At 69.1% G+C, this 20053-nt stretch carries 12 protein-coding genes and 1 pseudogene; 5 read left to right on the forward strand and 8 right to left on the reverse strand.

The genetic code is table 11. From position 1 onward, the window contains the following. Positions 1-26: 26 nt before the first annotated feature. From QSJ34_RS07630 to QSJ34_RS07650, 5 genes and pseudogenes are all read left to right on the forward strand, one after another. Positions 27-4271 carry an amylo-alpha-1,6-glucosidase gene (locus tag QSJ34_RS07630; RefSeq protein ID WP_285573414.1) on the forward strand — a complete coding sequence of 1415 codons (4245 nt, stop codon included), beginning with the start codon at positions 27-29 and terminating at the stop codon, positions 4269-4271. Positions 4272-4377: 106 nt separating this feature from the next. Continuing rightward, positions 4378-6279: pseudogene (gene glgB, locus QSJ34_RS07635) on the forward strand (1,4-alpha-glucan branching protein GlgB); the annotation flags it as partial. 24 nt (positions 6280-6303) lie between these two features. Further along, positions 6304-8430: an alpha-glucan family phosphorylase gene (gene glgP, locus QSJ34_RS07640; RefSeq protein WP_285573417.1), complete on the forward strand. Its 2127-nt coding sequence runs from the start codon at positions 6304-6306 to the stop codon at positions 8428-8430. Positions 8431-8565: 135 nt separating this feature from the next. Then, positions 8566-9189, forward strand: coding sequence for a GAF domain-containing protein (locus QSJ34_RS07645; protein ID WP_285573419.1), 624 nt, complete (start codon positions 8566-8568; stop codon positions 9187-9189). Between the two features lie 74 nt (positions 9190-9263). Then, on the forward strand, positions 9264-10115 hold the full coding sequence (locus tag QSJ34_RS07650) for an HDOD domain-containing protein (protein ID WP_285573421.1): 852 nt from the start codon (positions 9264-9266) through the stop codon (positions 10113-10115). Between the two features lie 157 nt (positions 10116-10272). On the opposite strand, the gene QSJ34_RS07655 is transcribed toward QSJ34_RS07650, so the two are convergent. The 8 genes from QSJ34_RS07655 to QSJ34_RS07690 form a co-directional block, all read right to left on the reverse strand. Then, positions 10273-11409, reverse strand: coding sequence for a hypothetical protein (locus QSJ34_RS07655; protein ID WP_285573424.1), 1137 nt, complete (start codon positions 11407-11409; stop codon positions 10273-10275). A 1-nt stretch (position 11410) separates the two neighbouring features. Further along, complete coding sequence (gene glgA, locus QSJ34_RS07660; protein WP_285573426.1) at positions 11411-12844, reverse strand: glycogen synthase GlgA; 1434 nt, start codon at positions 12842-12844, stop codon at positions 11411-11413. Positions 12845-12847: 3 nt separating this feature from the next. Further along, positions 12848-14113, reverse strand: coding sequence for a glucose-1-phosphate adenylyltransferase (glgC, locus tag QSJ34_RS07665; protein ID WP_285573429.1), 1266 nt, complete (start codon positions 14111-14113; stop codon positions 12848-12850). 54 nt (positions 14114-14167) lie between these two features. Next, complete coding sequence (aat, locus tag QSJ34_RS07670) at positions 14168-14848, reverse strand: leucyl/phenylalanyl-tRNA--protein transferase (RefSeq protein ID WP_285573432.1); 681 nt, start codon at positions 14846-14848, stop codon at positions 14168-14170. Further along, positions 14830-17088, reverse strand: a complete 2259-nt coding sequence (locus QSJ34_RS07675) for an AAA family ATPase (protein ID WP_285573435.1) — start codon at positions 17086-17088, stop codon at positions 14830-14832. The genes aat and QSJ34_RS07675 overlap by 19 nt, the downstream gene beginning before the upstream one ends. Beyond that, positions 17081-17398: an ATP-dependent Clp protease adaptor ClpS gene (locus tag QSJ34_RS07680; RefSeq protein ID WP_285573438.1), complete on the reverse strand. Its 318-nt coding sequence runs from the start codon at positions 17396-17398 to the stop codon at positions 17081-17083. The genes QSJ34_RS07675 and QSJ34_RS07680 overlap by 8 nt, the downstream gene beginning before the upstream one ends. An 18-nt stretch (positions 17399-17416) precedes the next feature. Beyond that, positions 17417-17767, reverse strand: coding sequence for a PqqD family protein (locus QSJ34_RS07685; RefSeq protein WP_285573440.1), 351 nt, complete (start codon positions 17765-17767; stop codon positions 17417-17419). A 117-nt stretch (positions 17768-17884) separates the two neighbouring features. After that, positions 17885-20014, reverse strand: a complete 2130-nt coding sequence (locus QSJ34_RS07690; protein WP_285573443.1) for an OPT family oligopeptide transporter — start codon at positions 20012-20014, stop codon at positions 17885-17887. Positions 20015-20053: the final 39 nt, after the last annotated feature.

Below are 20053 nucleotides of genomic sequence, written 5' to 3' on the forward strand. Positions count from 1 at the left end.
GCCCTTTCGGCGTTGGAAGGGTCCTCATGTCCGTGCTTTCGATGGCCCCGCCCCCCGGCACCCAGCTGCTCCGCTTCGTGGGCGACCGGGTGGTCTTCAGCCTCGGCCGTCCCCCATCAGACGGTTCGGCGGAATGGCGGGCCTTCCTGCGCACGAATCTCACCCGCGGCGCGCGGGCGCGCGAGGAGACGCTGGCCCTGGTGGGAAGCTCCCCCAGCCATTCGGCAGGGTCCTCCTGGCGGGACATCCCCCTGCGCGAAACCGCGGAAGGCTGGTGCCTGGACCTGGTCCTGACCGAGCCCGGATCCTTCCGCGCCAAGGCCTATGCGGTGGACGCCGACGGCTTCCAGCACTGGCCCGAGGGCGAGGACGTCAGCATCTCGATCCATCCCGACCGCCTGCGCACGGCCAACACGATCTACTGCGCCTTTCCCCGCATGTTCGGCGGTGCCGCCGCGCGCCAGCGACCAGATCTGGCCGAGGCCGTGAAGGCCCTCGACGCCTCGGGCTATTCGGTGATCCCGCCTTCGGGCCGCCTGCGGGATCTCACGGCCGCCGTGCCCCACATCCTGGGTCGACTGGGCTGCCGGATCCTCCACCTGCTGCCCGTGGGCCCCGTGCCCACCACGTACGCCCGCATGGGCCGCTTCGGCAGCCCCTACGCCCAGCTGGATCTCACGGCCATCGACCCGGCCCTGGCGGATTTCGACCGGCGCACCACCGCCGAGGAGCAGTTCCAGGAATTGACAACGACTGTCCATCAGTGGGGCGGGCAGGTCATCCTCGACATCCTCGTGAACCACACGGGCTGGGGCTCCCGCCTGCTGGAGCACCGGCCCGAATGGTTCTGCCGGAATCCCGACGGCACCTTCCACAGCCCCGGCGCCTGGGGCACCACCTGGGAGGACCTGGTGGAACTGGACCACGGCAGCCCGGCCCTGTGGGACACGGTGGCCCGCGCCCTGCTCGTCTGGTGCCGGCGCGGCGTGGACGGCTTCCGCTGCGACGCGGGCTACATGGTGCCCCTGCCCGCTTGGCAGTACATCACCGCCAAGGTGCATCAGGCCTACCCGGATACGGTCTTCCTGCTGGAGGGACTCGGTGGAGCCTGGGAGGCCACCGAGGCGCTGCTAACCCAGGGCGGCATGCAGTGGGCCTATTCGGAGCTCTTCCAGAACCACCACCCCATCGAGGTGGCCCATTACGTGGACCACTGCCTGCGCCAGGGCGGGCGGAGCGGCCTGCTCGTCCACTACAGCGAAACCCACGACAACCTGCGCCTCGCCGGACGCGGCGCGGCCTGGTCCCTGCTGCGCAACCGGCTCTGCGCCCTCGCGAGCCAGAACGGCGGCTTCGGATTCACCTCCGGCGTGGAGTGGCTGGCCACGGACAAGGTGGACGTCCACGAAGCCCGCGACCTGGCCTGGGGCGCGGAGCCGAACCTCGTGGAGGAACTCGCCCGGCTCAATCGCCTCATCGCGGAGCATCCCTGCTTTTTCGATGGGGCCGAGGTGCGCCGCCTCAGCCGCGACGACGCCTCCGTGCTGGCCCTCCTGCGGGTTTCATCCGAAGGTCTGGACCGCGTGCTCGTGCTGGTCAACCTCGACACGGAAAAGGCCCAGCCCTGCCCGCTCAGCCTCGCGGACTGGGCCGATCTCGGCGAGGCGCCGCGGGATCTGCTGGGACAACCCCTGCCCAACTGCGCCATCTTCCCCGCCGGGGGACGCGGCTTTCTCGTCCCCGCCGGCGGAAGCTACTGCCTCTCCACCCACGCCACGCCCCGGGGTCTCTCGGGTGAGGCCTACCGGCAGGCCCGGGCCCAGGCCGCCTGGGCGCTCCAGACCCTGGCGACGGTGCATCCGGCGGAAATGCTCGGCCCCTGCCCCTGGCGCAGCCTCGCCGAGCGCGCCGCGCGGAATCCCGAAGCCTTCCTCGCCGCCCTGCCCCGCCTGGATCCGGCTCGCCTTCAAGAGGACCTTCTGGAGGCTCTGGACGCGGCCCTCGCGGTGCCGGCCTTCCCACGCGTCACCACCTGGCGGGTGGAGGATGTCCGGCGCGTGAGCCCCGTGGCACCGCAGCACTGGCTGCTGGTGAGGGACGCCGCGCCCTTCGAGATCCGGCTCCAGCAGGCCCAGCAGCCGGACCTGCACCTTCGGAGCGTGCCGGTGGAGGACGGCCACGTGGCGGCCATTCCCCCGCTGCCCTCGCGCAGTGGCGAGGCGAGCCTCCGCTTCCAGCGCCACGCCGCAGGCGCCACCCCCCTGAAAGCCGGACTCCTCTTCCTGCCGGAAGCCCCCGAAGCGCCGCTCCCCGGACGCGAAGGTGTGGCCCTGCTCACCAACGGACGCGGCGGCATGGTGCGGATGCAGGCCGACCTCGGCGCCATCGCCTCCAAGTACGACTGCCTGCTGGGCGCGAACCTCCATCCCAGCGCGCCTTCGGACCGGCACGTGCTGGCCAAGCGCCTTCGCGCCTGGGTGAACGCGGACGGTTTCATCTCGGCGCTCGACGGCCGGAACCTGCAGCGTTTCGAAGCGGACTCCACCGCCCGCTGGGTGTTCTGCGCCAGCGCCGGGGATGGACGCCGGGTGGAGATCCACCTTGAGGCCGAGATGCCCGCGGATCAGAACGCCGTCCTGCTGCGCTGGTCGCGCCCGGCCAACGCGGGCGAGGACTCCGACCTGCCGCCGGACCATGCGGTGCGGCTCACCGTGCGCTTCGATCTGGAGGATCGCTCCTTCCACGGCGAGACCCGCCTCGATGCGGCTCTGGAAGGGCATTTCCAAGCCTCCACGGCCACGCTGGCGGACCGCGCGGGCTTCCGCTTCACGCCGGCCTCGGACCGGCACCTGGAGGCCTGGACCGAGGCGGGCACGTACCATCCGCAGCCCGAAGCCTGCCGCGGCATCCCCCATCCCGTGGAAGCCTCCCGGGGTCTGGCGAGTACGGGCGATGCCTGGAGCCCGGGCTGGTTCGACCTGCCCCTGCCGCCGGGCGCGGACCTCCGCCTGGTACTCCACGCCGAGGCGGAAGCCCCGCTGATCTTCGCGCCCCTTGAACCCGCCGCAGCCCCTGACATTCCCGGCCGGCTCCGCCAGTCCCTGCAGGCCTTCCTCGCCCGGCGCGACGACGGCCTCACGGTCATCGCGGGCTATCCCTGGTTCCTGGACTGGGGCCGCGACACGCTCATCGTCTGCCGGGGCCTGCTGCGGGCAGGTCGGGCCGAAGACGTGGCACTGATCCTGCGCACCTTCGCGGCCCTGGAGGAGGGTGGCACCCTGCCCAACATGCTCGGCGCCGAACACACGGGCGATCGCGATACCTCGGACGCGCCCCTCTGGCTGGCCGTGGCCTGCGAGGAGGCCGCGGAACACCTGGGAACGACCTTCTTCCAGAGTGAGGCTGGATCGCGCAGCGTCCTCGAGGTGCTCACCTCCATCGGCGAACACCTGCGCCTCGGCGCTCCCAACGGCGTGCGTATGGATGCGGCCTCGGGGCTGCTGTGGAGCCCGGCCCACTTCACCTGGATGGACACGCGCTACCCCATGGGCACGCCCCGGGAAGGCTACCCCGTGGAGATCCAGGCCCTGTGGATTCGCCTGCTGCGGCTGCTGGAGCGGCTCTGCGCGCCCAGCGACGGCGAACCCTGGGCAGACACCGCGCGGCGCGCCGAGGCCTCGCTCGAAGCCTTCTGGCTGGAGGACCGCGGCTGGTTCGCGGATGTCCTCCTGGCCGGTGACGGCGTGTCCGCCACCCGCGCCCGGCCCGCTGACCACCTCCGGCCCAACCAGCTCTTCCTCATCGCCCTGGGGCTCGTCTCGGGGACCCGGGCCCAGCGCGCCGCGGCCGCCTGCGCGCGGCACCTGCTCGTGCCCGGTGGCCTGCGCAGCCTCGCGCCCCTGCCCGTGTCCGTGCCCCTGCCCATTCCCGCGCCCTGGGGCGGCACCCTCAACGATCCCGCAAATCCCTACCAGGGGCGCTACGAAGGCGACGAGGACACGCGCCGCAAGCCCGCCTACCACAACGGCACGGCCTGGGTCTGGCAGTTGCCCCTCCTCTGCGAGGCGCTGGACCTGGCCTGGGACGGCGATCCCGCCGCCCGCGCCACCGCCCGGGCCTGGCTGGGCTCGGCCCTGCCCCTGCTCGACTCCGGCTGCCTCGGCCAGCTGCCCGAACTGCTGGACGGCGACGCCCCCCACGCGCCCCGCGGCTGCGATGCCCAGGCCTGGAGCCTGAGCGAAGTGCTGCGCGTCTGGGAATCGCTCGGCTAGGCCCCCTTCTCCATCGAAATGGCCCCCGCCGCTGAAAGAGACCCGGCCGGAACCTGAAACCGGAGCTGGCCCGCCCACCCCCGGGGGCTAGAATGGCCGAATGGCCCCCTCTCTTCATGGCTCGTCCTTGGGCGACCTGGACCTTCACCTGCTGGGCGAAGGGACCCATCTGCGGGCCTACGAAAAACTGGGGGCCCATCCGCGGACCGTGGGGGACGTCGCGGGCGTGAGCTTCGCCGTCTGGGCGCCCAACGCGCGCACCGTGAGCGTCGTGGGCGACTTCAACGGCTGGGACGGCCGGGCTCACCCCATGACGAGGGTCGGCCCCAACGGATTCTGGGAGACCTTCGTGCCGGGCCTCGTCCCCGGCCAGCTCTACAAGTTCGAACTGCACGGGCCGCGGGGCAACCTGCTGCCCCTCAAGGCCGACCCCTACGCCTTCCGCTGCGAACGCGCCCCGGGCACGGCGTCCATCATCCACGGCCTGCAGCCCTACGCCTGGCAGGACCAGGCCTGGATGGAGGCGCGACGGAAGACGCGGGCCCACGCCGCCCCGCTCAGCATCTACGAGCTGCACCTGGGCTCCTGGCGGCGGCGACCCGACGGCACCTTCATGAGCTACCGCGAGCTCGCGGCGGACCTGGCGCCCTACGCGAGCTGGCTGGGCTTCACCCACGTGCAGCTGCTGCCCGTGATGGAGCATCCCTACGATCCCTCCTGGGGCTACCAGCCCCTGGGCCTCTTCGCGCCCACGAGCCGCTTCGGCGGGCCGGAGGATTTCAAGGCCTTCGTGGATGCGCTGCATCAGGCGGGCCTCGGGGTCATCCTCGACTGGGTGCCCGCCCACTTCCCCGAGGACGCCCACGGCCTGGCCGCCTTCGATGGCACCCACCTCTACGAGCACGCGGATCCGCGCCAGGGGCGCCACATGGACTGGGGCACCCTGATCTACAACTACGGCCGCACGGAGGTGCAGAACTACCTCATCTCCAACGCGCTGTTCTGGCTGGACCAGTTCCACATCGACGGCCTGCGGGTGGATGCGGTGGCCTCGATGCTCTACCTGGACTACAGCCGCGAACCTGGCCAGTGGATCCCCAACCGCGATGGGGGCCGCGAAAACCTCGAAGCCGTGGCCTTCCTGCGGCGGCTGAACGAAGTGGTCTACGCCCAGTTCCCCGATGCCTTCACCGTCGCCGAAGAGTCCACCGCCTGGTCCGGCGTGTCGCGCCCCACGGACCAGGGAGGCCTGGGATTTGGCTTCAAGTGGGACATGGGCTGGATGCACGACACCCTGCGCTACCTGGGCGAGGGCATGATGGCCCGCCCCCACCACCACGACACCATCACCTTCTCCATGCTCTATCACGATGCGGAGAACTACGTGTTGCCGCTCTCCCACGACGAGGTGGTGCACGGCAAGCGCAGCCTCTACGGGCGCATGCCCGGCGAACCCTGGGAGCGCATGGCCAACCTGCGCCTGCTCTACGCCTGGCTCTTCGCCCACGGCGGCAAGAAGCTGCTCTTCATGGGCGGCGAATTCGCGCAGAAGCGCGAGTGGAACCAGGACACGGCCCTCGACTGGGAGCTGCTCAATCAGCCCGATCACAAAGGCATCCACGACCTCCTCCGCGACCTCAACCGGCTCCACCGCGCCCACCCGGCCCTGCATGAAGGGGACTGCCAGACGGGAGGCTTCACGTGGATCGACTGCGGGGACCGCTTCAACAGCGTGCTCACCCTGCTGCGCCGGGCCGCGGACCCCGGCGACTTCATGGCCATCGCCTTCAACTTCACGGCCCTGCCCCGGCCCGGCTACCGCATCGGCGTGCCCACGCCCGGAACCTACCTCGAACGGCTCAACACCGATTCGGCCCACTACGGCGGCCGGAACACGGGCAACGCCGGAAGGATGACCACGGAACCCATTCCCGCCCACGGTCATCCCCAGTCCCTGAACCTCACCCTGCCCCCCCTCGCGGCCCTGTTCCTGAGCCCCGCCCCGTAGCCCCTCTTTCCCCGAGGATCCGCCATGGACACGCTCCTTCCCAAGCTGCAGAAGCTCACGCAGAACCTGTGGTGGACCTGGAAGCCCGAGGTGCGGACCATCTTCCGCGACCTCGATCTGGACCTGTACCACTTGGTCCACCAGAACCCCATGTCCGTGCTCAAGCAGATCACGCCGGAGCAGCTGGAATCGCGGGCGGCGGACGTGGACATCCCGGCCCGGGTGGACCGCGCCCTCCGGCAGCTGCAGGAATACCTCACCCCCGTCACCACCTGGGGCCTCATCCACGCCGGGGCCATGCGCTCCCGTCCCGTCGCGTACTTCTGCATGGAATTCGGCATCCACGAATCCCTGCCCATCTATTCCGGCGGCCTCGGCATCCTGGCGGGCGACCACCTGAAGGCCGCCTCGGACCTGGGCATCCCGCTGGTGGGCGTGGGCCTGCTGTACCACGAGGGCTACACCTCCCAGGTGCTCAACGGCGAGTTCTGGCAGCAGGACGTCGTCGAGCCCTTCGATATCGCGGACCTGCCCCTGGTGCCCGCGGTGGGCCGCCACGGCGAGCCCATCAAGGTCTCGGTGGAACTGCCCGGCCGCATCGTCCAGGCCTCGGTGCTGGAGGTGCAGGTCGGGCGCATCCGCCTCATCCTCCTCGACACCCGCGTCAAGCAGAACGATCCGAAGGACGTGGCCCTCGCGGCGCGGCTCTACGGCGGCGACCAGCGCATGCGCATTGAGCAGGAGCTGCTGCTGGGCGTCGGCGGCGTCCGGGCCCTGCGCGCCCTGGGCATTTCGGCGAGCGTGTTCCACCTCAACGAGGGGCACTCGGCCTTTGCCCTGCTTGAGCGGGCGCGGCACCGCATCCAGTCCGACGGCATGGATCCGCACCTGGCCCTGCAGGAGGTCGCCTCGGCGACGGTCTTCACCACGCACACTCCCGTGGACGCGGGCCACGACCGCTTCCCCGCGGACCTGGCCGCCGAGCACCTGCGGCCCCTGGCCGAGGGCCTGAAGCTGCCGCTCGACGAGGTCATGGGCCTGGGCCGCGTGAATCCCCACGATCACGGGTCGCCCTTCCTGCCGACCGTGCTGGCCCTCAAGCTCTCCCGCCGCGCCAACGGGGTATCGGCGCTGCACGGCGTCGTCTCACGGAAGATGTGGAACCACCTCTACCCGGGCCTGCGGGAGGATGCGGTGCCCATCGGCCACGTCACCAACGGCGTCCACCTGCCCACCTGGCTGGCCACGGAGATGAACCACCTCTACGAATCCCACCTGGGCGTGCACTACCAGGACGCCCTCACACGCCCCGACACCTGGGCCAAGATCGTGAATGTATCCTCGGCGGAAATCTGGGAGACCAAGCAGGTGCTGAAGGCCCGCACCATCCGCTTCGTGCGCCAGCGCTGCGCCTCCATGCGCACGCGCCTGGTCCTGCCCGAGGTCGAGCCCGCGCCGCTGGATCCGGATGCCCTCACCATCGGCTTCGCGCGCCGCTTCGTGCCCTACAAGCGGCCCGACCTCCTCTTCAGCGACCTCGAACGGCTCGACCGTCTGGTGAACCATCCCGAACGGCCCGTGAACCTCATCTTCTCCGGCCGCGCCCATCCGGCGGACAGCACCGGCAAGGGGCTCATCCAGAAGGTGGCCAACATCCTGGAGGACCCCCGCTTCCGCTACCGCATCGTCTTCATCGAGAACTACAACATCCACGTGGGCCGCATGCTCTACCAGGGCATCGACGCCTGGCTGAACAATCCCCAGCGTCCCCTCGAGGCCTGCGGCACCAGCGGCATGAAGGTGGTGCTCAACGGCGGCCTGCACATCTCGGTGCGGGATGGCTGGTGGGCCGAATCCTACGACGGCGAGAACGGCTTCGCCATCGGCACCGGGGAAACCCACGCCAACCAGGCCACCCAGGATGAACGGGACGCCGAGGAACTCTTCCGGGTGCTGGAGGAGGAGGTGGTGCCCCTCTACTACGAGAACCGCAACGCCGCCGGCGTCCCGCGCTGCTGGGTGGACCGCGTCAAGCATTCCATCCGCACCCTGGGCTGGCGCTTCAACGCCGACCGCATGGTGCAGGACTACGTCCACCACCTCTACGTGCCCGCCAGCACCTCCAGCAGCTGCCAGATGCCGCCGGCCTGACCGACCGCCGGATGACGAAGGGCGCGCCAGTGGCGCGTCCGAAGTCAGGATCCGGTGAGGAGGTCATGCCACGCGACCGCCGGATCTCATCACCCTGCGCGCCGCTTCCGATAAGAAGGGCAAGGAGCGTCGGCCATGGCCGCATCTGCCCGCGCACCGTCGAACGCCACACGCCTGCAGCTGGAGCGGAGGGCCTTCCTCGACCTGCTCCGGATGGCGAATACCATGGCCAGCCCCGAGGTCATCGCCCGCCAGCTCGTGGTCGTCGCCCGCTATTTGTCGGACTGCGAGGCCGTCGCCATCCGGCTGAGATCCGGGCCGGGCTACCGCTATGCCGGCAGCCTGGGCTTCCCCGAGCCCTTCGTGTCCCAGGAGGATGACCTGTGCGCCACGGATGAACAGGGCCGCCTGCTGCGCGACGAACACCGGCAGCCCGTGCTGGCCTGCCTTTGCGGGCGGGTGCTGTCGGGCCAGGTGGAGCGCGGCCACCCCAGCTTCACGGACCGGGGCAGCTTCGTCACGGCCTCCACCAGCCAGCTCCTGGCCTCGGATGCCGGGAACCTGGGCCCCACTCGCGACCGCTGCCACGCCGCGGGCTACGAGACCGTTGGGCTCTTCCCCATCCGGCGCGACAAGGTGACCTACGGCCTCATCCAGTGCAACGATCCGCGACCCGGCCGCCTCACGGCGGAAAGCATCGATCTGATGGAGAACCTGGCCGCCACCGCCGCGCATCTGTTCCAATTGGCCATGACCTGAGGGGACGACCACTCCAAACTCATGCCCTCCGGGACAGATGAAGATGAGTTCGCTTGTAGCCAAGGAATGCCGCCATGTCCCTCACGCCCCAGGAACTGATCCAGAACCTCGGTGACCTGCCGCCCCTGCCCCAGGTGGCCACCCGGGTCATCCGCATCACGGCGGATTCGGACACCTCGTCGGAGGATCTGCAGAACCTCATCAAGACGGACCAGGCGCTCTCCGCGCAGCTGCTCAAGATCGCCAATTCGGCCATGTTCGGCATGGTCCGCGAGGTCACCACCCTCACCCAGGCCATCATGACCCTGGGCTTCTCCACGGCCCGCAGCGTGGTGCTCGCCTCCAGCGTCAAGAACCTCTTCACCCGCGGCCCCGTCGGGCTGGAGGAGCGCCTCCTCTGGGAACATGCCCTCGTGACGGCCCTCACGGGAAGCGCCTTCAGCAAGGCCGTGGGATACACCGTGACCGAGGAAGTCTTCCTCGCCGGACTGATGCACGACATCGGGAAGAGCGTCATGTCCCTGAAGTTCCCCGAGGGCTACCCGGCCCTGCTCCGGCGCATCCGCGCCGAGGAGATGGATGAGGGCCTCAGCCAGGAGCTCGGATCCTTCGGCTTCGACCACACCATGGTGGGCGAGGCCCTGCTCCGGTCCTGGAACATCGCGGAAGGCATCGAATCCGTGGTGCGCTGGCACCACGACCCGGCCCTGGCGCCCCGGGAACACGGGGATCTGGTCGCCCTCGTGGCCCTGGGCAACCAGGTGGCCGCCGACCTCCAGATGGGCCTGGGCATGCCCCACACCCTCGTCCGGGCCACCCGCGAGGCCCTGGACATCCTGAAGCTCGACGACGCCACCTACCAGACCCACCGCAGCGCCGCTCTGGCGGCCCTGGAGCGGGACAAGGCCCTGATCACAGATTTCTGATCCGGCTCGAACCACAAAAAACCTGGAACCGCGAATGACGCGAATCGCCCTTCGGGCGCGCGAATGAAAGACAAACGGGATGGGTGCCCACCGTCTTCATTCGCGTTCATTCGCGTGATTCGCGGTTTCCTGCTTTTTGTTTGAAAGCCGAACGGCCCTAGGCCAGGCCCAGCCGCTTGAAAGTCCGCTTCTTGCCGTCCTCCACCTCGGGCTGATCGAAGGGATCCAGGTCGAGGCCCACGCCCACGAGGCCCACGATGGCCTGCCAGGCCATCATGAAGGCGCCCATATCGCGTTCGTTGAGGCGGGGCATGGACCAGCGCAGCACGGGCACGCCCGCCGCTTCGAGCGCATCGGCCGAACCCTCGGCCTGGGCGCGGAGGATGTCCGAGCCCTGGAGGCCGGCCAGTCCCGGATAGGGCGAGCCCTGGGGCGGATCCAGCTTCTCGTGGGCCGCGGCGCCGTCCACGGTCATGAGGATCACGCCCAGGTTGCGGGGGCCCGCCATCCAGCGCTGCAGCTGGCTGTGCTGGTCCACGGGGCCCACGGCGCGGATGGGCGTGAAGCCCTTGCGGGTGCCGTCCTTGGCCACCTTGCCCAGGGATTCCGCGATGAGCTGGACCCACCAGGCGGAGAGACTGTCCAGGCGCATGGCGTAGGGGAAGAGCACCCACTCGCTGACGCCGCGCCGGTGGGCGTCCAGCAGCAGGTCCACAGTGGCGGCGATGCGGTCCCGCCAGGGCCCCTTGTCGGCTTCGATCTCGGCGATGACGTCGCGGCCGCCCTGGAGGAAGCCCGCGGCGTCGCGGCCCATCCAGGACAGCGGCAGGGTGCCGATGGGCGTGAAGGCCGAGAAGCGGCCGCCCACTTCCACGGGGATGGGCAGGATGCGGCAGCCGTTGGCGCGGCCCCAGGTGGCCAGCGGATTGGCGTCGTCCTGGGTGATGAGGATGGGCGCGGCCAGATCCTTGAAACCCGGCAGGGCGCGCAGGCGGGCGATCCAGGTCCAGAGTTCGAGGGTCTTGCCGCTCTTGGAGGCGAAGACCAGCTGATCGCCGGGCTGGATGCGGAAATCCGGCGCAGGCTCGGGCGAAGCCAGGGGCACCCAGTTGTGGAAGGCGCGCTCATCGCCGAAGGCGCGCACGAGGGTTTCCGAAGGCAGCAGGGAGCCGCCGATGCCGCACCAGAGCAGGCGCTTCGCGGGATCGAGGGCGGGGAGGGCCGGCTCAGACAGGGTGCGCCAGCCTCCCATGGGATGGGTCTCAATGGCGTGCCAGGGGGTGCGGATGTCCATGTCAGTGGCCCTTTGCAGGAATGGTCGCGTAAAGGTCGAGGTAGGCCTTTGCCGGGCCTGCCCAACCGAATTCAGTCATCATGCCGCGCCGCTGGACCTGCCGCCAAGCCGCGGGATGCTGGAAGAGGGCCAGGGCCTGGTTGATCGCTTCGCCCAGGGCCCAGCCGTTGGCCTTGTCGAACACGAAGCCCGTGGCCGTGTCGTCAGCCAGCGTGTGGGGCGTGGCCCCCACCACGGTGTCTGCCAGCCCGCCCGTGCGGCGCACCAGCGGGAGGGCGCCGTAGGCCTGGGCGTAGAGCTGGGTGAGGCCGCAGGGCTCCTGCCGCGAAGGCACGAGGATCACGTCGGCCGCGGCAAAGGCCCGGTGCGCCAGGATCTCGTCGTAGGCGGTGAACACGCCCACCCGGCCGGGATGCCGCTGGGCCGCCTGCCGGAAGGCGCCTTCGGCATGGGGATCCCCCGTGCCGATGATGGCCAACTGGGCGCCGCGGGATACGAGGTGATCCACGTTGTCGAGCACCAGGTCCAGCCCCTTGAGCGGGTCCAGACGGCTGATGGCGGCGAAGAGCGGCGCGCCCGCGTCCTCATCGAGGTCCATGCGGATCTGGAAATCCCGCCGGTTCGGGCCGCGGCGGTCGAGGTTCGCCGCGTCGTAACGGCTGACGAGGCCCGGATCCGTGGCCGGGTTCCACACCGCGCGGTCCACGCCGTTGAGGATGCCCCGTAGCTCTCCGTTTCGGTGGGAGAGCAGGCCCTCCAGGCCGTACCCGTCGGCCACCTGGATTTCGCGCGCGTAGGTTGGGCTCACGGTGCTGATGCGGTCCGCGAGCCGCAGGCCGGCCTTGAGGAAGCCGATGTCGCCATGGAACTCGACGCCCTCGGGCGTGAAGGCGTGGCGGGGCAGCTGGAGCTCAGGCAGCAGGGCGGCCGCGAAGCGGCCCTGGTAGGCGATGTTGTGGATGGTCATGACCGTGGCGGGCCGTGGGCCCGCGCCATAGGCCACGTAGGCGGGCATCAGGCCCACGGGCCAGTCATGGCCGTGGAGCAGGTCGGGCCGCCAGCCTTCGGCATCCCCCGCGCGCCCCAGGTGGGCCGCCGCCCAGGCCAGGGCGGCGAAGCGCTGGGGCAGGTCGTCGGGATGGCCGTAGGGGCTGCCCGTCTTGTCGAAGAAGGCCGGCTGATCCAGCAGGTACAGCGGCAGCCCCGGCGCCTCGGCCCGGTAAATCCGCGCGGGACCGCCGCCCATCAGGTTCGGGAAGGCCGCCGCCTGCCCTTGCAGATCCAGCGCCTCCCGCAGGGCCGGGTAGGCGGGCACCAGCATGCGCACGTCCGCACCCAGGGCGCGCAGGGCCCGCGGCAGGGCCGCCATCACATCGCCCAGGCCACCGGTTTTGACATAGGGAAACAGTTCGGACGCGACGAAGAGAACTCTCAAACGCTAGGGCTCCAGCTGGCTCAGCATGCGCTGGGAGATCAGGGTAACGCCTCCCGGCGTGCGATAGAACCGTCGGGCATCCTCTTCGGCGTCCTCGCCCACGACGAAGCCGTCGGGGATGTGGCAGTTCCGGGCGACGATGCAGCGGCGCAGCCGCACGTGGCGGCCGATGTCGCAGTCCGGCAGCACCACGGCGCCGTCGAGCCGGGCGTGGGAGTTGACATAGACCCGGCTGGAAAGCAGGGAGTGGTGCACGTGGGCGCCGGAGATGATGCACCCGCCAGAAACGAGGCTGGAGAGGGCCACGCCGTTGCGCATTTCGCCTGAGTGGACGAACTTCGCCGGGGCCAGCTGTTCCTGGTGCGTGGTGATGGGCCAGCTCTCGTCGTAGAGGTTGAGGGCGGGCAACACGCTGGTGAGGTCCATGTTGGCCTCCCAGTAAGAATCCACGCTGCCCACGTCCCGCCAATAGGGCTCGGGATGGCCCTCGTTGGGGATGCAGCTGCGCTCGAAGCGGTGCGCGAAGACGCGGGCCTCGCGCACGATCTTGGGGATGATGTCGTGGCCGAAATCATGGCCCGAATTCGGATCCTCCGCATCGCGGATGAGCGCCTGGTAAAGGAATTCCGCCTTGAACAGGTAGATGCCCATGGAGGCGAAGGCGTGATCGGGCTTGCCGGGAATGGCCGGGGGATCCGGCGGCTTCTCCACGAAATCCACGATGCGGTCGTCCGCATCCACGTGGCAGATGCCGAAGCCCCGCGCCGAATCGCGGGGCACCTCGAGACAGGCGATGGTCATGTCCGCCTGGTTCTCCAGGTGGTCCTGCAGAAAGATCTTGTAGTCCATGCGGTAGATGTGATCGCCTGCGAGGATGAGCACGTTCTTGGGATTCGCCGACTGGATGTTGCTGAGGTTCTGGTAGACGGCGTCCGCCGTGCCGCTGTACCAGGCGTTCTTGTCGAAGCTCTGCTGAGCCGGCAGCACGTGGACGTACTCGTTGAGCTTGCCCGCCAGGAAGGTCCACCCGAATTGCAGGTGCTCCAGCAGGCGGTGCGAGTTGTACTGGGTCAGCACCATGATGCGGCGGAAGCCCGAGTTCACGCAGTTCGACAGGGTGAAGTCGATGATGCGGTACTTGCCGCCGAAATCCAGGCCGGGCTTGGAGTAGTGGTCCGTCAGGTCCATCAGGCGCTTGCCGCGCCCGCCCGCCATGACGAGGGAGATGGTGTGCCGGGGGGAGAGTCGCGATTCCGAGATCGTCAGCATGGAAGCCCTCGGTTTGTGCCTAGCTGCATGATAGCCACGCTGGGTCCGGAATCGTCAGCCTTCTGACCAGCTCCCGATCCGACCCTCCAGGCGCAGGGCTTCGGCCAGCTCCTGCAGGAAGAAGGCCCGCGGCACCGCCTGGAAGCCGTAGCCCGCCAGCCCCTCGTGGGGCAGCTGACCGTCCAGCAGGGTGAACCCCCAGGCCTCCAGCCGCGCGTCCAGGGCCGCCAGGGCCGCGCGGCTGGCCTCGGGCTCCAGGCTGAACATGCTTTCGCCGAAGAAGGCGCCGCCCAGGGACACGCCGTAGAGCCCGCCCATCAGGTCGCCATCCCGCCAGGCTTCCACGCTGTGGGCGTGGCCCGCGCGATGCAGATCGGCATAGGCCCCGCGCATCTCCTCTGTGATCCAGGTGCCATCCTGGCCCGGCCGCGGCACCTTCGAGCAGTGGCCGATGACCGCTTCGAAGGCCGTGTCGAAGCGGATCTCGAAGGGGCGCTGGCGCAGGCTGCGCCGGGTGCGGGCGGACAGATGCAGGTGGCCCGGGCGCAGGAGGGCCCGCTCTGGCGGCGACCACCAGAGCAGCGGATCCTCCTCGCCGAACCAGGGGAAGATGCCGTTGCGGTAGGCCAACAGCAGCCGCGCCACACTGAGGTCGCCGCCGATGGCCAGGAGGCCGTCCTCGGCCAGTTCAGGATCCGGAAAGAGGAGCTTCTCGGTCAGCCGAAAGACAGGCACAGGCGGCCATCCTTGAGATCCACCTTCGCCTTGCCGCCCTTGGCCAGGGGGCCGAAGAGCAGGGCTTCGGCCAGGGGACGACGCAGCTCTCGCTCGATGAGGCGCGCCATGGGACGGGCGCCGAAGGCCGGATCGTAGCCCTTCTCTGCGAGCCAGGCCCGGGCCTTGGGCGTGCAGGTCAGGCTCACGGCCTTCTCGGCCAGCTGGGCCTCCAGCTCGCGTAGGTGCTTGTCCGCCACGCGCTCCATGTCTGCGCGGCCCAGGGGCGCGAACTGCAGGATGGCGTCGAGGCGGTTGCGGAACTCGGGACTGAAGGCCTTCTCGATGGTGCCGCTGGCCGAGCGTCGGGCGCCCGCGTCGGCGAAGCCCACCTGCCGGGCCGACAATTCGCGCGCGCCCACATTGGTCGTCATCACGATCACGGTGTGGCGGAAGTCGGCGCTTCGGCCGTGGCTGTCCGTGAGCGCGGCGTGATCCATCACCTGCAGCAACACGCCGAAGAGATCGGGATGGGCCTTCTCCAGTTCGTCAAGCAGGAGCACGGCGTGGGGTGACTTCCGCACGGCGTCCGTCAGCAGGCCGCCCTCCTCATAGCCCACGTAGCCCGGCGGCGCGCCGATGAGGCGGGCCACGGCGTGCTTCTCCTGGTACTCGCTCATATCGAAGCGCAGGAAGGCGATGCCCAGGGCCTTGGCGAGCTGCTTGGAGAGTTCGGTCTTGCCCACGCCCGTGGGCCCCGCGAAGAGGAAGCAGCCCATGGGCTTGAGCGGATCACGCAGGCCCGAGCGCGCGAGCTTGATGGCGCTGGCCACGGTTTCGCAGGCCGCGTCCTGGCCGAAAATCTGCGCCCGCAGCGAGGCTTCGAGGGTGGCCAGGGCCTCGCGGTCATCGGCGCTGACCGAGGCCACGGGCACGCGGGCCATGCGCGCGACCACGGCTTCGATCTCGGCGGGACCGACCTGCTTCACCCGTTCTTTTTTCGGCAGCAGCTTCTGCGCCGCACCGGCTTCGTCCATCACGTCGAGGGCGCTGTCCGGCAGCCTGCGGTCAGGCAGGTGCTTGGAAGCCAGGCGCACGGCGGCTTCCAGGGCCTCCGCCGCATAGGCCACACCGTGATGCTTCTCGTAGGCGGCCTTCAGCCCCTGCAGCACGCCCAGAGCGTCCTCGGTGGAGGGCTCGCTCACTTCCACCACCTGGAAGCGGCGGGCGAGGGCGCGGTCGCGGTCCAGCGAGCCCTTGAGATCCTGGAAGGTGGTGGCGCCGATGCAGCGCAGCTCCCCCGAGGCCAGGGCGGGCTTCAGCAGGTTGGCGGCGTCCATGGCTCCGCCGCTGGTGGCCCCCGCGCCCACGAGGGTGTGCAGCTCATCCACGAAGAGGATGGCGCCGGGTGCTTCGGCCAGGGCCTTCAGCACGGCCTTGAGCCGCTCCTCGAAGTCGCCCCGGTAGCGGCTGCCCGCCAGCAGGGCGCCCAGGTCCAGCGCGAAGATCCGCGCGGCCCGCAGTGGCTCGGGCACGGCCTTTTCGTGGATGCGTCGGGCCAGGCCTTCGACGATGGCGGTCTTGCCCACACCTGGTTCTCCCACCAAGAGCGGATTGTTCTTGCGGCGCCGGCAGAGCACCTGGGCCATGCGCGTGATCTCGGCGTCGCGGCCCACCAGCGGATCCAGCCGTCCCGCCGCGGCGCGGGCCACGAGGTCCGTGGCGTAGGCCTCCAGGGGGTTCTCGGCGACGGTGGCTTCCTCTTCGTCTTCCTCGGCGGCCTGCTGTTTCGCCGGGGCCTTGGACGCACCTTTGTCCGCAGCCGGGCCGTGGCTCAGCACCTTCAAGAGGGCCAGCCGCTTCACGCCGTGCTTTTCGAGCAGGGCGCGGGCGTGGCTGGAGTCTTCTTCCAGGAAGGCCGGCAACAGCTCGCCGCCCTGCACGCTCCGCTTGCCCGAGCTGAAGGCGTGGACGAGAGCGCGCTCCACCACGCGCACGAAACCTAGTGTGCTGTGGGGCTGGAAGGCTTCGCCGGCAGGCACCGCCTCGAAAGCCTTGGCAAGGACGGACTCCAGATCGGTGCGGAGGGCATCCAGCTTCACGCCGCAGCCCCGCAACGCCTTGGCGGCGTGGGCATCCTCCAGCAGGGCGAGCAGCAGGTGCTCCAGGGCCACATCCTCGTGGCGACGCGCCTTGGCCAGCTCGAAGGCCCGCTGGAAACCCTGGTTCAGTTCGGGACTCAGTTGGGGTGAATCAGGCATCTTCCGCCTCCACCGTGAGCAGCAGGGGGAAGCCTTCCCGCTCCGCCATCTGGCGGCCCCGTTCCGCGCGGGTCTCGGCCACATCCTTCGTGTAGACGCCCGCCACACCCACGCCCGCGCGATGCACGGAAAGCATGATGGCCGTGGCCTCGGGTTCGGCCTTTCGGAAGACCGTCTTCAGCAGGTAGACGACGAATTCCTGCGTCGTGTAGTCGTCATTGTGCAGCAGCACCTTCCACATGCCCGGCTCCCGCAGCTTCGCGCGCTTGCGGGTGAGGACCTGGCCATCTTCCTTCACCTGCCTGGCCATGGAACATGCCTCCGGACCTCAGGATAGCCCGGGCCTCTGGAAGAGATTCAGGAACTTTCCCCGGGCCAATTCACGGATGAAGAGGGCGGTGCGCAGGGTGGTGTCGGGTTCCTCGGGGAAGCGCTCCGCGACCAGGGCCGCCACCTCGGCCACGGTTCGGACGCCGTCGCAGGCCTCCCACACGGCGGTGCCACGGGCGTCGAGCCTCACGCGGTAGACGGGCTTCTTCATCAGCCTCAGCACCCAGGCCCAGCGCTTGGAGAGGACCTTGGGGCGCAGCAGGATGAGGTTGCCGCCTTCACCCGGTTCATGGGAAAGGGCCTGAACGGGCACGGCGGCGAGAAAGGCTTCATCGGGAAAAGCGGTCATGGTTCGGGATTCCGAGGGTGTGGAGAAAGCGAAGGCCCGGCTTGGCCGGGCCTTCGCGCGGGGGTCCGGGGGTTCCCCTCGCCACGCATGCTTGGCAAGGGGAACCCCCGGAGGACATTAGAAATTGGCGCTGGGCGGCGCGGGCTCGTCGGCCTCGCCGGCGTTGGCCAGGGGCACCTTTACCAGATAGATGGCGATGCCGGCCAGGATGAGGAGGCTGATCCAGAACATGCCGGGGTTGGCGATGAGCTTGTACTTCACCTCGAAGAAGGCGAAGGACGCGAAGAGCAGGCCCACGAGCGCCTCGCCGGCGATGAGCCCCGCGGCCAGCAGCACGCCGTTGTTCTCCACGCGCACCTTCTGGGCTTCATTCAGACCCCGCTTGGCAGCGGTCATTTCCACGACGCCCTTGATGAGGCCGCCGAGGAAGATGGCGAAGGTCGTTTCCAGCGGCAGATACATGCCCACGGAGACGAGCATGGGGCTCTTCACCTGCATGAGGATGAAGGCGAAGCCCATCATCATGCCGACGATGATGAGCGGCCAGGCCATCTTACCTTCCACGATGCCGCGGCTGAGCAGGGCCATCAGGCCCGCCTGGGGCGCCGCCAGCTGCTTGGAGCCGAAGCCGGCATCCAGGGACAGCACGGCCTTCTTTTGATCGGCGGGCAGCTTCTTCACTTCATCGATGGTGTAGGTCTTGACCACACCATTGGCATCGGGGGGCGCGGTCACGACCTGCACCTGCTGGGCGGTCAGTTCGGCGATGCGCTTGGTACCCTGGGCGGTGATGTCGCCTTCGTGCAGCACCATGAGGGGGATGAACAGCACGATGGAGGCCAGGGCCACGCCGAGCAGGTCGCCCATTTCCATGCGCCATGGGGTGCCGCCCAGGATGTGGCCGGCCTTGAGGTCCTGCAGCATTTCGCCGGCGACGGCGGCGGAGACGCAGACGATGGCGGCCACGCCGAGCACGGCGGCGACGCCTTCGCGGCCCTTCACGCCGAGGAGCACCATGACGAGGGCGGTGAGCACCAGGGCGGTCAGCGTCAGGCCGGAGATTGGGTTGTTGCTGGATCCCATGATGCCGACGAGGTAGCCGCTGATGGCGGCGAAGAAGAATCCGAGGATGACCATGACGAGGGCGGCCACGAAGGCCGTGAGGCCGCTCACGTGGAAGATCTGCCAGGTGATGAGGAAGGTCACGGCGGCGGCGAAGCCGATGCCGCCGAGGACGTAGGTGAAGGGCAGGTCCTTGTTGACACGGTCCACCACGTGCTCACCGGTGGCGGCCTTCTTCACGTCGGTGACGGAACGGGCCAGGCCCGCGACGAGGCTCTTGCGCATCTTGAAGAGGGTGAAGCCGGCGCCCACGAGCATGCCGCCGATGGCGATGGGGCGGACGATGAACTTCCACACCGAGTAGGAGAGCGCAATCCAGTCACCCTGGGGGGCGCCGTCGGGCAGGACGCCGGGGGCAAGGAAGTAGGTGATGATCGGCACCAACAGGCCCCAGGCGATGATGCCGCCGGAGAAGTTCAGGGCGCCGAGCTTGGGCCCGATGATGTAGCCCACCCCCATGTAGGCCGGGCTGATGCCGGGGGAGCTGAGCAGCATGCCGCCCGCGACCTTGGCCTTCCAGGTGCCCACGAGGTTGATGGCCGAGGTCTTGAAGAAGACGAACTTCTCCCAGGCGCTGGCGAACAGCGAAAGCTGCACGAGCGCCTGTACGGCGGCGCCGATGCCCATGGCGCCGAAAAGGAACTTGGTGCCGCTGCCGCCCCGGGCGCCGGCCTTGTGGATCTCGGCGGCGGCCACGCTCTCGGGGTAGGGCAGTTCGGCGTCTTCCACCATCACGCGGCGGAGGAGGGCCACGAACATGATGCCGAGCACGCCGCCGGTGAACATGATGAGCGAGCTGGTGATGTAGTTGCCGGCCGTGAAAAACTTGGGCCAGATGCCGCTGATGACGAAGGCGGGCACGGTGAAGATGGCGCCGGCGGCCACGGACTCGCCGATGCTGCCCACGGTGCGGGCCATGTTCTCTTCGAGGATGGTGCCCTTCATCAGCTTGATGAGGGCCATGCCGATCACCGCGGCCGGATAGGTGGCGGCGATGGTCATGCCGGCCTTCAATCCCAGGTAGGCATTGGCGGAGCCGAGCACCACGGCCATGATCAGGCCGATGAGCACCGCCCGGAGGGAGAATTCCCTCAGGTTCTGGTCGGATGGGACAAAGGGTTGCATCGGTGCTCCTGAAAAGGCGCGAAAGGGAAACGAGAGAAC

The organism is Geothrix limicola (assembly GCF_030268085.1).
Classification (GTDB): domain Bacteria; phylum Acidobacteriota; class Holophagae; order Holophagales; family Holophagaceae; genus Geothrix; species Geothrix limicola.